The organism is Microbacterium sp. NPDC087665, assembly GCF_044743285.1.
Lineage (GTDB): Bacteria > Actinomycetota > Actinomycetes > Actinomycetales > Microbacteriaceae > Microbacterium.
In genome coordinates this window covers 46759-60532 of record NZ_JBIUWD010000010.1, presented here as the reverse complement: position 1 = coordinate 60532, position 13774 = coordinate 46759, and the positions used below count along the sequence as shown (strand labels likewise).

At 66.6% G+C, this 13774-nt stretch carries 14 protein-coding genes; 12 read left to right on the top strand and 2 right to left on the bottom strand.

The genetic code is table 11. The features are described from left to right. The first annotated feature begins 9 nt into the window (after nt 1-9). The 5 genes from ACIOSY_RS17260 to ACIOSY_RS17240 all read left to right on the top strand — a co-directional run bounded on the left by ACIOSY_RS17260 (nt 10) and on the right by ACIOSY_RS17240 (nt 5420). Entirely contained in the window at nt 10-1065 is a 1056-nt protein-coding gene (locus tag ACIOSY_RS17260; RefSeq protein ID WP_400855396.1) for a carbohydrate ABC transporter permease, read from the top strand. Continuing rightward, the gene (locus tag ACIOSY_RS17255; RefSeq protein WP_400855394.1) at nt 1062-1952 is read left to right on the top strand and encodes a carbohydrate ABC transporter permease; all 891 of its coding nucleotides are present in this window, start codon (nt 1062-1064) and stop codon (nt 1950-1952) included. The genes ACIOSY_RS17260 and ACIOSY_RS17255 overlap by 4 nt, the downstream gene beginning before the upstream one ends. Before the next feature lie 5 nt (nt 1953-1957). Further along, nucleotides 1958-3388: a GH1 family beta-glucosidase gene (locus tag ACIOSY_RS17250; RefSeq protein ID WP_400855392.1), complete on the top strand. Its 1431-nt coding sequence runs from the start codon at nt 1958-1960 to the stop codon at nt 3386-3388. A gap of 60 nt (nt 3389-3448) precedes the next feature. After that, nucleotides 3449-4444: a LacI family DNA-binding transcriptional regulator gene (locus ACIOSY_RS17245; protein ID WP_400855390.1), complete on the top strand. Its 996-nt coding sequence runs from the start codon at nt 3449-3451 to the stop codon at nt 4442-4444. 301 nt (nt 4445-4745) lie between these two features. Continuing rightward, complete coding sequence (locus tag ACIOSY_RS17240; protein ID WP_400855388.1) at nt 4746-5420, top strand: TetR/AcrR family transcriptional regulator; 675 nt, start codon at nt 4746-4748, stop codon at nt 5418-5420. 77 nt (nt 5421-5497) lie between these two features. Here the strand turns inward: ACIOSY_RS17240 and ACIOSY_RS17235 are convergent, their stop codons facing one another. Continuing rightward, entirely contained in the window at nt 5498-6853 is a 1356-nt protein-coding gene (locus tag ACIOSY_RS17235; protein WP_400855387.1) for a uracil-xanthine permease family protein, read from the bottom strand. Between the two features lie 207 nt (nt 6854-7060). Then, nucleotides 7061-7945 (bottom strand): phosphoribosylaminoimidazolesuccinocarboxamide synthase, encoded by an 885-nt coding sequence (locus ACIOSY_RS17230; protein ID WP_400855386.1) that lies wholly within the window; start codon nt 7943-7945, stop codon nt 7061-7063. 109 nt (nt 7946-8054) lie between these two features. Between ACIOSY_RS17230 and ACIOSY_RS17225 the strand changes: the two genes are divergently transcribed. From ACIOSY_RS17225 to ACIOSY_RS17195, 7 genes are all read left to right on the top strand, one after another. Beyond that, on the top strand, nt 8055-8681 hold the full coding sequence (locus ACIOSY_RS17225) for a PadR family transcriptional regulator (protein ID WP_400855385.1): 627 nt from the start codon (nt 8055-8057) through the stop codon (nt 8679-8681). Next, nucleotides 8678-10189 (top strand): DHA2 family efflux MFS transporter permease subunit, encoded by a 1512-nt coding sequence (locus ACIOSY_RS17220; RefSeq protein ID WP_400855384.1) that lies wholly within the window; start codon nt 8678-8680, stop codon nt 10187-10189. Before ACIOSY_RS17225 ends, ACIOSY_RS17220 begins: the two co-directional genes overlap by 4 nt. Nucleotides 10190-10415: 226 nt before the next feature. Then, on the top strand, nt 10416-10709 hold the full coding sequence (locus ACIOSY_RS17215; protein ID WP_400850331.1) for a WXG100 family type VII secretion target: 294 nt from the start codon (nt 10416-10418) through the stop codon (nt 10707-10709). A gap of 179 nt (nt 10710-10888) precedes the next feature. Next, the gene (locus ACIOSY_RS17210) at nt 10889-11593 is read left to right on the top strand and encodes a hypothetical protein (RefSeq protein WP_400855382.1); all 705 of its coding nucleotides are present in this window, start codon (nt 10889-10891) and stop codon (nt 11591-11593) included. 3 nt (nt 11594-11596) lie between these two features. Continuing rightward, complete coding sequence (locus ACIOSY_RS17205) at nt 11597-12169, top strand: hypothetical protein (RefSeq protein ID WP_400855381.1); 573 nt, start codon at nt 11597-11599, stop codon at nt 12167-12169. Beyond that, complete coding sequence (locus ACIOSY_RS17200) at nt 12169-12654, top strand: hypothetical protein (RefSeq protein ID WP_400855380.1); 486 nt, start codon at nt 12169-12171, stop codon at nt 12652-12654. Before ACIOSY_RS17205 ends, ACIOSY_RS17200 begins: the two co-directional genes overlap by 1 nt. Nucleotides 12655-13054: 400 nt before the next feature. Next, nucleotides 13055-13615: a T6SS immunity protein Tdi1 domain-containing protein gene (locus ACIOSY_RS17195; RefSeq protein WP_400855378.1), complete on the top strand. Its 561-nt coding sequence runs from the start codon at nt 13055-13057 to the stop codon at nt 13613-13615. Nucleotides 13616-13774 lie beyond the last annotated feature (159 nt).

Below are 13774 nucleotides of genomic sequence, written 5' to 3'. Positions count from 1 at the left end.
AGGAACCCCATGACTCTCACCGCACCGCCCGCGCAGCAGCGGGCGACGGCATCCGCATCGCCATCGGATGCTCCGCCCCGCCGCCCCTGGCGCCATCGCGTCTCGCGCTTCGACCAGCAGGCCTCGCCGTACTTCTACATCTCGCCGTTCTTCCTGCTGTTCGGGCTGGTCGGCCTCTTCCCCCTGCTGTACACGGTGTACGTCGCCGTGCACGAGTGGGACCTGCTGAAGGGCGAGGGCGACTTCGTCGGGTTCGGCAACTTCGTCGAGATCCTCGGCGACGGGATGTTCTGGAACTCGATCTTCAACACGGTGAGCATCTTCCTGCTCTCGGCGATCCCGCAGTTGGCGATCGCCCTCGTGATCGCCTACCTGCTCGACCGGGGTCTGCGGGCTCCGACGTTCTGGCGCATGAGCGTGCTCATCCCCTTCGTGGTCACGCCGGTCGCCGTGGCCATCATCTTCTCGAGCATCTTCAACGAGGCCGACGGTCTCGCCAACAACCTGCTCAACCTCATCGGCATCGCCGACCAGGAGTGGAAGCACAACACCGCCCTCTCGCACATCGCCATCGCGGTGATGGTGAACTTCCGCTGGACGGGGTACAACGCCCTCATCCTGCTCGCCGCGATGCAGTCCGTGCCGCGCGACCTCTACGAGTCGGCGGCCCTCGACGGAGCGGGCGCCGGGCGCCGCTTCTTCTCGATCACGATCCCGACGATCCGCCCGACGCTCATCTTCGTGATCATCACCGCGACGATCGGCGGACTGCAGATCTTCGCCGAGCCGCGCCTGTTCGACGTCTCGACGGCCGGCGGCATCGGCGGCAGTGACCGGCAGTTCCAGACGACCGTGCTGTTCCTCTGGGAGCTCGCGTTCTTCCGCCGCGATCTGGGCGAAGCATCCGCCGTCGCCATCCTGCTGTTCCTGCTGATCGTGGGGATCGGCGTGATCAACTTCTTGATCTCGCGACGGATATCCACGGGGGATGCCCCGAAGAGCCGTGCCGCGCGCCGCCGAGCCCGAGTGACCGCAACGACGACCATCGAGGAGGACGCGCGATGACCGCGACCATGGCGCTGAGCGTGCCCGAGAAGATCCGTCGCCGCCGCGGCACCACCCTCGGCAACGCGGGCATCGGCAGCCGCCCCGGCTTTCTCACGTACGGCCTGCTGGCCGCGTTCATCATCGGCAGCGTCTACCCGCTGTGGTGGTCGGTCGTCGTGGCGAGCGGCACGAATGCGACGCGCGGCGAGACCCTGCCGCTGATCCCCGGCGGCAACTTCTTCGTCAACGCGGCGAAGGTGTTCGATGCGATCCCGTTCTGGCTGGCGCTGGGCAACTCGTTCCTGATCTCCGCGATCATCACGATCTCGGTCGTCACGTTCTCCACTCTCGCCGGCTACGCGTTTGCGAAGCTGCGCTTCAAGGGACGCGACGGACTCATGGTGTTCGTGATCGCGACCATGGCGATCCCGACGCAGCTCGGCATCATCCCGCTGTTCATGCTCATGCGCGAACTCGGCTGGACGGGCTCGATCGGCGCCGTGATCGTGCCGACGCTCGTCACCGCGTTCGGGGTCTTTTTCATGCGGCAGTACCTGGTCGACGTGATCCCCGACGAGCTGATCGAGGCGGCGCGCATGGACGGCGCCAACCAGTTCCGCACCTTCTTGACGGTCGGCATCCCCGCCGCCCGTCCCGCGATGGCGATCCTGGGACTGTTCACGTTCATGACCGCGTGGACCGACTACCTGTGGCCGCTGATCGTGCTCTCCCCGCAGAATCCGACCCTCCAGACCGCGCTCAGTCAGCTGCAGTCCGGTTACTACATCGACTACTCGATCGTGCTCGCCGGTGCGGTGCTCGCGACCCTTCCGCTGCTCGTGCTCTTCGTGGTCGCGGGCAAGCAGCTGGTCAGTGGCATCATGGCGGGCGCGGTGAAAGGATGACCTCTATGACCCGTGCTTTTCCCCAGAACTTCTTGTTCGGCGCCGCGACCGCGGCCTACCAGATCGAGGGGGCGGCTTTCGAAGACGGGCGCACCGCGTCGATCTGGGATGCCTTCTCCCGCGTGCCGGGAGCGGTGATCAACGGGGACAACGGCGATGTGGCGTGCGACCATTACCACCGGTACCCGCAAGACGTCGCGCTGATGAAAGAGCTGGGGCTGCAGACGTACCGCTTCTCGACCTCGTGGTCGCGCGTGCGCCCCGACGGCGGCGACGTGAACCTGCAGGGCGTCGACTTCTACAAGCGCCTGGTCGATGAGCTGCTCGACGCCGACATCCTCCCCTGGCTGACGCTGTACCACTGGGACATGCCGCAGGCCCTGCAGGAGAAGGGCGGCTGGACCAACCGCGACACCGTCGACCGCTTCCTCGAGTACGCGGGCACCATGCACGACGCACTGGGCGACCGCGTGAACGTGTGGACCACGCTCAACGAGCCGTGGTGCTCGTCGTTCCTGTCGTACACGGGCGGCGAGCACGCGCCCGGTCACACGAGCGTCGCCGAGGGTCTGCTCGCCTCGCACCACCTGCTGCTCGCCCACGGCGAGACGGTGCGCGAGCTGCGCCGCCGTGACTCGTCGCTCGACATCGGCATCACCCTCAACCACACCGTCGCCGACCCGGCCGACCCGACGAACCCCGCCGACGTCGACGCCGCGCGCCGCATCGACGGCCAGTTCAACCGCTGGTTCCTCGACCCGATCTACCGCGGCCAGTACCCGGCCGACATCGTCGAAGACATCCGGGCGGTGGATGCCGATGCCGTCGCGACCTTCGAAGCGGCGATCCACGACGGCGACCTCGAGACGATCTCGCAGCACATCGACACGCAGGGCGTGAACTACTACCACGGCGATCTGGTCGCGGGCGAGGTGCCTGAGAACGCGGCCGTCGAGAGCGTGCCCGACACCGAACGCAAGGTGCGCAGCCCCTACCCGTCGTTCGAGAACATCCACAACGTCGAGCGGGGCCTTCCCCGCACCGCGCAGAACTGGGAGGTGCAGCCCGAGGGGCTCACCCGCCTGCTGCAGCGCGTCTGGACCGAGTACGCCCAGCCCGCCGGCACCGTGCTGTACATGACCGAGAACGGTGCCGCGTACGACGACGTCGCTGTGGTCGAAGACGGCGAGACCCGGGTGCACGACGACGACCGCGCCGAGTTCCTGCGCCTGCACCTCGGTGCGGTGCTCGATGCGGCCGAGGCCGGCGTCGACGTGCGGGGCTACTTCTACTGGTCGCTGTTCGACAACTACGAGTGGGCGTGGGGCTACGACAAGCGCTTCGGCATCGTGCGCGTCGACTACGACACCCAGGAGCGAACGCTGAAGGACTCCGCGCGGGAGTACGCTCGCATCATCGCCGCTCGCTCTCTCTGAGTCCGGGCGGCGAGGGCGGTCGGAGCATCCTCCGTCCCGCCGCCGGATCGGAGGAATGCTGTGTCGTCACGAGCGACGATCGAAGAAGTGGCCGCTGCCGCCGGGGTCTCCCGGTCGACGGTGTCGCGTGTCGTCAACGGATCGACGGCGGTGAGTCCCGAGGCGCTCGCCGCGGTGCACGCCGTGATCGAGCGGCTGAACTACGTGCCCAACCGTGCGGCGCGATCGCTCGCGTCGCGGCAGACGCACGCGATCGCCCTGATCGTGCCCGAAGACACCACCCGGTTCTTCGGCGACCCGTTCTTCGCGGCGATCGTCGCGGGCATCACGGGCACGCTCCGCAGCTCCGACTACCTGCTGAATCTGCTCATCGCGAGTGACGATCCCGGCGACAAGATGACCGGCTTCGTGCGCAACGGAGGCGTCGACGGCGCACTCCTCGTCTCGCATCACACCAGCGACGCGTTCATCGAGCGCATCGCCGACGCCGTGCCGGTCGTCTACGGCGGCCGGCCCGTCACCCGGCGCGAGACCGACTACGTGGTCGACGTCGACAACATCCACGGCGCGCGCGAGGCGACGCGCCGGCTCATCGACATCGGTCGTACCCGCATCGCCACGATCTCGGGCCCGCTCACCATGCTCTCGTCGGTCGATCGCGTGCAGGGCTTCCGCGAGGCGTTGGCGGATGCCGCGCTCACCCCGTTCGCCGAAGAGCAGGGCGACTACAGCGAGGCCAGCGGTGCCGAAGCGACCCGCCGCATCCTCGCGGCGGGTCGCCCCGACGCGATCTTCGTCGCGAGTGACCTGATGGCGCGGGGTGCGTTGACGGCGCTGCGCGCCTCGGGCATCCGCGTTCCCGAAGACGTCGCCCTGGTGGGGTTCGACGACTCCTCGGTGGCGCTCAGCTGCGACCCGCAGCTCACCACGATGCGTCAGCCGATGTACGCCCAGGGCGAGACGATGGCGCAGGTGCTGCTGTCGCGGCTCGCCGGGGGAGACCCGCCCCGCACGACGATCCTGCCGACGGAGCTCGTGGTGCGGGCATCCGCCTGACTTCTCGGTCGCCCGGCTCGCCTGGCACCAACTCAGGACAGTTGGGCCGCCGGGCCCGCCTGCGCCGGCGATTCCGGGGGTGCCGGAGCCGTTCGTCCTGAGTTGTGGCCACCGTGATGCGCGAAAGACACGGGTGCGGCCCTGTCGCCCCCTCCGGGACAGGGACGCACCCGTGCGCCTGTGGGAGGCCTCGGACGCGGGACGATGAAGTCATAGCTTGAATAGATATTCAGTGAGTAATCTATAGGGCGGAGAGCTCGATACGGAACACACTCGGGGAAATTGTGGGAGGGGGTGCCGCGTGGCGCGGTCCGAAGAACAGAACCGCCTCGCTCGCGAGACCGCCAAGGAGAACATCCTGCAGGCTGCGATCGAGGTGTTCGTCGAGCGCGGCGTCTCGGGAGCGAGCATCGCCGAGATCACCAAGCGCGCCGGGGTCGCCCAAGGCCTCATGAACTACCACTTCGGCACGAAGGAGCAGCTGATCGCCGCGGTCATCGACCGCTGGTTCGACACCGTGCTCGGCTTCGCGCAGATCGAGGGCACGCCCGACGAGATGCTCGCCGCGATCATCGACAGCGCGCTTCGCTCCACCGCCTACGCCGTGCCGCTGCAACGCGTCGTGCTCGCCATCCAGCAGCAGCCCGCGACGCATCGGCTGTTCGCAGAATCCGAAGAACGCCACGCCGATGCGGCCACCGCAGCCGAAGACGCGGTGCGCGACGTGTTCCGTGCGCGCGGAGCATCCGATCCCGCCCTCGAAGAGATCATGCTGCGCAGCACGCTCGAGGGGGTGTTCGTGAAGTACTCGGTGTTCGGCGACACCTACCCGCTCGACGACGCCCGCCGCTGGGTGCACCGCCTCTACGGTCTGCCCGACCCGGTCGACCCGCTGCCGGTCTCGCCCCCGCCCCGCACCGGCGAGCCGCGTCCGCGGGCGCGCGCCGCTGTCTGCGACGGCACCGGCACGGTCTGAGGGCGCGGCCCGCAAAACCCAGAGGGTCCCGGATGCTTCGGCTCAAGCATCCGGGACCCTCTGCCGTTCAGTCCGGGTCAGGCGGGGTCGCCGCCCAGCGGACCCACCGGCTCGAGCGGCTTGGGGTCGTCGGCGCCGGTCTTGCGCGCACGGGCGATGAAGTTGCCCACGTGGTAGATCAGCAGGGCCGCGACCGTGCCGAGCACGATGCCGCCGAAGGCGAAGTCGCCGAGCTGCATCGAGAAGCCGGCGATGCCGATCACGAGCGATACCGCGGCCGTGTACTGGTTGACCGGGCGCGAGAAGTCGACGCGGCTGTCGACCCAGATCTTGATGCCGATGATGCCGATCAGGCCGTAGAGCGCGGTGGTCGCGCCGCCGAGCACTCCGGCCGGGATCGAGTTGAACACCTCGCCGACCTTGGGCGAGAAGGCCAGCAGGATCGCGAAGATGCCCGCGACCCAGTAGACGGCGGTCGAGTAGACGCGGGTCGCCGCCATGACGCCGATGTTCTCGCCGTACGTGGTGGTACCCGATCCGCCGAAGCCACCGGCGATGGTCGTCGCGACGCCGTCGGCGATGAGTGCGCGGCCGGTGTGCTTGTTGATGTCGGGGTTCTCGGTCATCGAGGCGACACCGCGCACGTGGCCGATGTTCTCGGCGACGAGCACGAGCACGACGGGCAGGAACATCGCGATGGTCGACCAGGTGCTCGGCTCGACGAAGTTCGGGAACTGGAAGTCGGGCAGGCCGATCCATGCCGCCTTGTCGATCGACTCGGCGGGGGTGTCGCCGCCGCGCAGCGGGTTGGGCACGTCGAACGATCCGTTGAACGCGGCCCAGATGAAGCCGACCGCGACACCGAGGAAGATCGAGATGCGGCCGAGGAATCCACGGAACAGCACCGCGAACACGATGATCGCGACGAGGGTGATCGTGGCGGTGACCGGGTCGAGGGTGAAGTTGTTCCACGCGGTGGGGGCGAGGTTGAAGCCGATGAGGGCGACGATCGCGCCGGCGACCACCGGGGGCATGAGGGCATCGACCCAGCGCAGACCGGCGAACTGCACGACGAGTCCGACGACGGCGAGCAGGATGCCGACGGCCACCACTCCCGCGAGCGCCGAGCCCGTGCCGCCCGCGGCCACCGCGGCGGTGATCGGCGCGATGAACGCGAACGAGGAGCCGAGGTAGCTGGGCAGCTGGTTCTTGGTGATGAGCAGGAAGAGCAGCGTGCCGACACCGCTGAACAGCAGCGTGGTCGAGACGGGGAAGCCCGTCAGTGTGGGCACGAGGAACGTGGCGCCGAACATGGCGACGACGTGCTGGGCACCGATCGCGATGGTCGCGGGCCAGTTCAGGCGCTCTTCGGGCGTGACGACGGCTCCGGCTTCGACGGTGCGGCCGTTTCCGTGGATTTTCCACAGGGGCATGCGGGCTCCTCAGGGATTTCGGGGTGGGGGAGTGCTGGAGCAACACTACCGATTCCTGAGTGTTCCCTGGGTGCCCGGGGTGCCCTTCGAGGCAGTCATCCGGGAGGAGATCTGCATGGGGGAGGTCGAATACGCGGGATTTCTCCTCCCGAGTGCAGATCTCCTCCCGAGGGAGGGCGCGGTTCGGCCAGGGCGGATGCCGAAGGGTCAGGCGCCGAGGCGCTCGATCAGTTCGCGGTACCGGTCGGCGGTGCGCTCGACGATCTCGTCGGGAAGCACGGGGGGCTCGCCCTGCTTGTCCCAGTGTGCGGCGAGCCAGTCGCGCACGATCTGCTTGTCGAAGCTCGCCATGCGCTCGCTCGGGGTGGTGCCGGTCTTCCAAACCTCGGCGTCCCAGAACCGCGAGGAGTCACTCGTGAGAACCTCGTCGGCCAGCCGCAGGATGCCGTCGGCATCCGTACCGTACTCGAACTTGGTGTCGGCGAGGATCAGCCCTTTCTCCTCGGCGATCGCGGCGGCACGCGTGTAGATCGCGATCGAGGTGTCGCGCAGTTCGGCGGCGCGATCGGCACCGACCAGCTCGACGGTCTGCGCGAAGGTGATGTTCTCGTCGTGCTCGCCCATCGGCGCCTTGTAGGCGGGGGTGAACAGCGGTTCGGGCAGGCGGTCGCCGTTCTCGAGGCCGGCGGGCAGCGGGATGCCGCACACCGTGCCGCTCTCCTGGTACTCGGCCCATCCCGAGCCCGTGATGTATCCGCGCACGACGCACTCGACCGGCAGCATCTCGAGCGACTGCGCGAGCATGGCGCGGTCGGCGACGGCATCCGGGATCTCGCCCTCGGCGAGGTGGTTCGGGGTCTCGAGCTGCGCGAACCACCAGCGGCTCAGGCGGGTGAGCAGCGCACCCTTCTCGGGGATGCCGGGCGAGAGCACGAAGTCGAAGGCGCTCACCCGGTCGCTCGCGACGACCAGGATGCGGGTGTCGGCCGGGTCTTCCGAGGCGTACAGGTCGCGCACCTTGCCCGAGTAGAGGTGACGCCAACCGGGGATGCTCTGTGCCGTGCCTTCTGAAGGAGTGCTCACCCGCCCCATTATCCCGGTCTGCCGCAGTCCGCTCCACACGGGGTATCGTCCATCCGGCTTGCCGAACGCGTCGGAGAGGGCATATAGTCCACATGGACTAATCGAAGTGGAGCAGGTGATGACGAAGGATCCGGTCGACACGCTCACCCCCATGGGGGTGATGGTGCTCGCGCTGCTGCGCGAGGGCGACATGCACCCCTATGAGATGGTGCGGCTGCTGCGCACCCGCCAGGACGACCGCCTGCTCACCATCACCAACGGCACGCTCTATCACACGGTCGCGCGCCTGCAGAAGGCCGGCCTGCTCGACGAGATCGGCATCGATCGCGACGGCAACCGCCCCGAACGCACCACCTACACGCTGACGGATGCCGGTCGCCACACCGTCATCGCGTGGGTGCGACGCGAGCTGCCCCGCGTCGACAGCGACACCGACTTCCGCGTCGCGCTCGCCGAAGCGCACAACCTCGAACGCGACGACGTGATGGCGCTGCTGCACGAGCGTCGCGTCGCCCTCGTCGAGAGTCACGCGACGCACCGCGACGGGCTCCGCGCAGCGCACGAACGCGGCACTCCGGCGCAGGTGCTCGTCGAGATCGAGCGCCAGGAGGCGCTTCTCGACGCCGACGTGCGCTGGCTCGACAGTCTTCTCACCCGACTCGACGGCGACGCGCTCCCCTGGGGGCCCGACGCCTTCCCCGACTCAGACCGCTACATCGCTCAGCGAAAGGCTGCACAGCAATGACCGAATCCCGCCAGGCCGCCCCCGAGACGGGCCCGTTCGCCCTGGGGCAGGCGCCGAAGAGCCCGTGGCCCGCCCTCTGGGCGCTCGTCATCGGCTTCTTCATGATCCTCGTCGACACGACGATCGTCTCGGTCGCGAACCCCGCGATCAAGGCCGCACTCGATCCGAACACCAACAACCTCGACAATGTCGTGTGGGTCACGAGCGCGTACCTGCTCGCCTACGCCGTTCCGCTGCTGATCACCGGACGCCTCGGCGACCGCTTCGGCCCGAAGAACATCTACCTGATCGGCCTCGCGATCTTCACGGCGGCATCGTTGTGGTGCGGTCTGTCGAGCTCGCTCGAGGGACTCATCGTCGCCCGCGCCGTGCAGGGGCTTGGTGCGGCGTTCATGACGCCGCAGACGATGGCCGTCATCACCCGCACCTTCCCGGCCGAGCGCCGCGGTGCGGCCATGGGACTGTGGGGCGCCACCGCCGGTGTAGCAACGCTCGTCGGCCCGCTGCTCGGCGGCGTGCTCGTCGACAGCCTCGGGTGGGAGTGGATCTTCTTCGTCAACCTGCCCGTCGGCGTGATCGCGTTCATCGCCGCGTGGATCCTGGTGCCCAAGCTCAAGACGCACCCGCACCGCTTCGACATCCTGGGCGTCGTGCTCAGCGCCGTGGCGATCTTCCTCGTGGTCTTCGGCCTGCAAGAGGGAGAGAAGTACGACTGGGGCGTCATCTGGGGCCCGATCTCGGTGTGGGGCATGATCATCGCCGGTCTCGTGGTGCTCGCGATCTTCATCGTGCAGCAGTGGAAGACGAAGTCCGAGGCGCTCGTGCCGCTCGCGCTGTTCCGCGACCGCAACTTCTCGGGTGCGAACATCGCGATCGCCGCGGTCGGCTTCACCGTGACGAGCATGTCGCTGCCGCTGATGTTCTTCCTGCAGACCGCTCGCGGGCTCACCCCGACAGAGGCCGCACTGCTGATGATCCCGATGGCCGTGCTCTCGGGAGTGCTGGCCCCGGTCGCGGGCAAGATCCTCGACCGCACCGACCCGCGCATCATCCTCATCCCGGGTCTGCTCGCCGTCTCGGCCTCGCTGTTCTGGTACTCCGCGCTGGTGAACATGGACACCCCGATCTGGATGTTCCTGCTCCCCTCGGCCCTGATGGGTCTCGGCAACGCCGGCATGTGGGGGCCGCTCGCGACGACGGCCACGCGGATGCTCCCGATGCGCCAGGCCGGTGCGGGTGCGGGCATCTACAACACCACCCGCACGATCGGTTCGGTCGTCGGATCCGCCGCGATCGCGACGTTCATGCAGGCCCGCCTCGAAGCGAACCTGCCCGGTATGGACGACGCCGGCGGGTCGATCGGCTCGGGCGGGACGCTGCCGGATGCCGTCGCCGTGGGCTTCTCGTCGGGCATGTCGCAGGCGATCCTGCTGCCGGCCTGTGTGATCCTCGTCGCGCTCATCGCCTCGCTGTTCCTGCGCGGTGCGCCGAAGCATCCGTCCGTCTGATCGGATCGCGAACGCCCTGCCCCGCGACGGGCGGGGCGTTTCGCGTTGACTCAGAGGCTCTCTCGCAACGTTCGTTCGCACGACGGCCCGCGGTTCGGGCGGGCTCGAGACCGATGCGCGGACGCCCCGGATACCGGCGTCGGGATTTGCGATGTTCCGCGACTCCGGTATTCTCTGCTGCAACAGACGCTCAGGGGGGCCTGAGGCTGAATCGGAGGGGGCCGTCATGGCTGGACATGATTTTGGTGCAACATACAGCGAGATGGAAGGCGCGGCAGCGCGTCTCCGCGACGGGCGTAGCACCGTCACTGACACTCTGAAGGAGCTTCAGGGCGTCATCGACGACCTGGTGCAGGACGGGTTCAAGACCGAGAACGCGTCGGATGCGTATTCGACGGCGTACTCGGAGCTCACGGCATCCCTCGACGACGCAGCCGAGGCCGTGAACGACATGGCGCAGGCTCTGGACCGCATGGCGGACTCGATCCGCGACAAGGACTCCGAGCTCGCCGGCGGCTGACCCGGCTTGAGGGGAGGCGCCGTGGGGCTGGTCGACGATCAGCATCCGGGCCTTCCCTTCATCCGCTCGCATGTCGTGCGAGCGGATCTGTCTCCTCGGTCGAGGTGACGGGATGAGTTTCGGTGGCCGACCGCGCTGAGTTGCGTTGCGGTCTGCTCTGGGGTGCGAGGGGGTGCGTTATGGGCATGATGCTGCCCAATGAGTTGATCTGGATCATGGAGAAGCTCGGGTTCGAATGGCCGGATATCGATGAGGACGAGCTGCGTCGTGGTGGGGTGATCATCAGCACGTTCCGTGACGAGCTCGAGGACCGCCTGCAAGCGGTGGACCGGAAGGTCAACGGCGATATCGCCGCCGCGATGCGCGGCCAGGCCGGTCCCGCGTTCGTGTCGGCATGGAACACGAACCGGTCGCAGAACCTGCAGAGCCTGCTCGACCTGCTCGGTCCAGTGCAGCCGGGGCTGGAGATTGGTGCCGGAGTCGTCACGGGCCTGAAGCTCAAGGTCATCGCCGACATCACGTCGACGCTGCTGATCCTGATTCCGATGCTCACCAACCCGGTCACCGCCGCTGGTGCCGGGGGAATGCTGCTGCTGAAGAAGAAGCTGCTGGATGCGGCCGTCGACATCGCTGTGGAACAGGTGTTGAACCAGGTGTTGCCGATGGCGATCGAGCCGTTGGCGGAGGAGCTGCCCGGTGTGATCATGGCCGCGTTGGATGCTCCGATCGTCGAGGCTGTTGCCGGTGACCCGGATGAGTTTTACGCCGACCTGCAGGCTTTGGAGCAGGCCGAGGGTGACATGGAGATGTATGCCGGCGATATCGAATCGCTGATCGACCGACTGGGCGCCGATTTGTCGAGCCTGAATATCACGGGGGACTGACGCATGGGAGACAAACTCGGCGACGCCATCGGACCAGCGCTCCGGCGTTCCTTCGACGACACGCCCGTGCACCTCAAGGGTGTCCCGCGGGTCATCAACCGCCTGACCGACAAGAAGAGCAGAGACCGCGACGGCGTCCACGAAGTCGACCGCTACGACGGGTCGAACCATGACGTCTCACGCAGCCCTAACCCAAACCATCCTGGACGAGACCAAGGTGGTCGATACAACGGCGACGGCAGCAAGCCCTGGGACGACAAACAAGCACTTGGCGTTGAAAAGTACGCAAAGGAAGCAAACGTCGAGGTGATCACAACTGAAGTTCACGTCGTCTTCGACGGGTCACCACAGCCTTGGCGGACCTACGATGGACTAATCCGAAACGCTGATGGCCCTAACACCTACGATGGTCTAGAGATCAAATCTGGCAACGCAGCGGCCAGATATTTTAGTGAAACTCCTTCGAACACCCAGGGGGCCTTCGACCGAGCTGTGTTGGCGGGAACGCCCGCCCGAGGGAAGATGGATGGTATGGATATTCTCGTCACTAACGTCATCGTCCGAGTGGTGCCCTGATGAGGATGTACGGGCCATATGCGGAGACGACGCCGGGCAGCCAAACTGGTTGGATCGATGATAGGCGGCGGCCGATTCCCGATCACCTTAGGATGATGCTCGGTCATCTCGATGGCGAAGAGAATCTCACCTATGTCATCTGGCGGGCCCCCAACCCAGAGAGGCACTTCGTGAGGCACAGTGACATCGGAGATACATTCATTCAGGCGGCTGGTTCAGCGAGCGCGATGACTGTCGAGGTGAAGCAGCTCGGCGAGGACGGAAAGGCACATCTCTACACTGTGGGAAAGCCGCAGCCAACTGGAGACACGACGGTGCTAGTGCCGATCAACAGGGAACGCGCTGTTCGTATCTTCGAGAACGAGCTGTTCACCGCTGATGAGGCAGCAGAGATCTTCACAGCGTTCCACGGAGCAGACAGAGTGCCTGACAGCTGCACGCTGCGGGAGCTTGACCTTTCTACCGATCTCTCCGAGAAGCGCTAGGTCAATAATTCTGTGACGTCGTACTCTGGGCCATCAACGGTGGAGGACGCGCTGAGAGCGGATCAGTGAGTTTTCCACTAGGTCGCTGCGTCGTATGCGTTGATGACGTTGATTGGATGCCCCCGTTGGCAGGCATGGTGATGCTGTTCTCGGCGGCCCAGGCGCGAAGGTCGGCAAGGCCCTTACGACCAGTCGTTCACGTTCGTCCCTCTGCGTTCACTGGGCGGACCGGAGAAGGTCGAGAAGCTGAAGAAGCGCGAAACGATCGCCGCGATCCAGGTGTTGGTCGAGTTCCAGGGCGTTGTGGGCCACTGAGCACCGAGACTCCTTCCCCAGCTAGTGAGCCCCGAGGAGCACAACCGGGAGGCACGTGGGCGACGCGTCGAACCAAGGTGAAAGAATGATCGAGGTTTCAGACTTCGTGCCCCACGGCCCCGTGGAACCCGAGGTGATCGAAGCGTATCGGGGTCGCGTTCCCGACGAGGTGATCGAGCTCTGGGAAACCTACGGGTACGGCACCTTCGCGTGGGGCTTCCTGCGCGTCATCAACCCCGCGGTCTACGAGAAAGAGCTGGCTGACTGCATCGGTAAGACGCAGGGTGACGGTATCTCCATCCCGATCATGGTGACCGGTCTCGCCGACCTCATCACCTGGGAACCCAGCCTGGGCTTCGTCGGCATCATCTACCGCGAAGGACGCATCGCAGGGCTGAACAGCGAGTTGGGCCGCTTCACCCGAATGTTAAATCGCGCAGGGACCGACTACCTCTCGATGACGCTGAATTGGGACATCTTCCCGAAGGCCGTCGAAGCTCACGGTGAACTCCCCTACGACCAGTCATTCACGTTCGTACCTCTGCGTTCACTGGGCGGACCCGAGAAGGTCGAGAACCTGAAGAAGCGCGAAACGATCGCCGCGATCCAGGTGATGGTCGAGTTCCAGGGCGTTGTGGGCCACTGACGCGCGTCGGGCGAGCGGGCGTCGGTATGCGTACCCCCGCGCGCTCCACTCGCTGCCCGGTGCGATCCGGATCGCGGTCAGATCGAATCGACCTGACTTCCGCTCCTTTCGAAACCTTTGTCCGGCATGTGCCGGGGGTGGCCCCGCGACGGGCGGGGC

Bases quoted from the DNA above. Each gene is read 5' to 3' on its own strand.
- ACIOSY_RS17260 (WP_400855396.1), top strand. From the start codon at position 10: ATGACTCTCACCGCACCGCCCGCGCAGCAGCGGGCGACGGCATCCGCA.
- ACIOSY_RS17255 (WP_400855394.1), top strand. From the start codon at position 1,062: ATGACCGCGACCATGGCGCTGAGCGTGCCCGAGAAGATCCGTCGCCGC.
- ACIOSY_RS17250 (WP_400855392.1), top strand. From the start codon at position 1,958: ATGACCCGTGCTTTTCCCCAGAACTTCTTGTTCGGCGCCGCGACCGCG.
- ACIOSY_RS17235 (WP_400855387.1), bottom strand. From the start codon at position 6,853: ATGCCCCTGTGGAAAATCCACGGAAACGGCCGCACCGTCGAAGCCGGA.
- ACIOSY_RS17230 (WP_400855386.1), bottom strand. From the start codon at position 7,945: ATGGGGCGGGTGAGCACTCCTTCAGAAGGCACGGCACAGAGCATCCCC.
- ACIOSY_RS17225 (WP_400855385.1), top strand. From the start codon at position 8,055: ATGACGAAGGATCCGGTCGACACGCTCACCCCCATGGGGGTGATGGTG.
- ACIOSY_RS17220 (WP_400855384.1), top strand. From the start codon at position 8,678: ATGACCGAATCCCGCCAGGCCGCCCCCGAGACGGGCCCGTTCGCCCTG.
- ACIOSY_RS17215 (WP_400850331.1), top strand. From the start codon at position 10,416: ATGGCTGGACATGATTTTGGTGCAACATACAGCGAGATGGAAGGCGCG.
- ACIOSY_RS17210 (WP_400855382.1), top strand. From the start codon at position 10,889: ATGGGCATGATGCTGCCCAATGAGTTGATCTGGATCATGGAGAAGCTC.
- ACIOSY_RS17205 (WP_400855381.1), top strand. From the start codon at position 11,597: ATGGGAGACAAACTCGGCGACGCCATCGGACCAGCGCTCCGGCGTTCC.
- ACIOSY_RS17200 (WP_400855380.1), top strand. From the start codon at position 12,169: ATGAGGATGTACGGGCCATATGCGGAGACGACGCCGGGCAGCCAAACT.
- ACIOSY_RS17195 (WP_400855378.1), top strand. From the start codon at position 13,055: ATGATCGAGGTTTCAGACTTCGTGCCCCACGGCCCCGTGGAACCCGAG.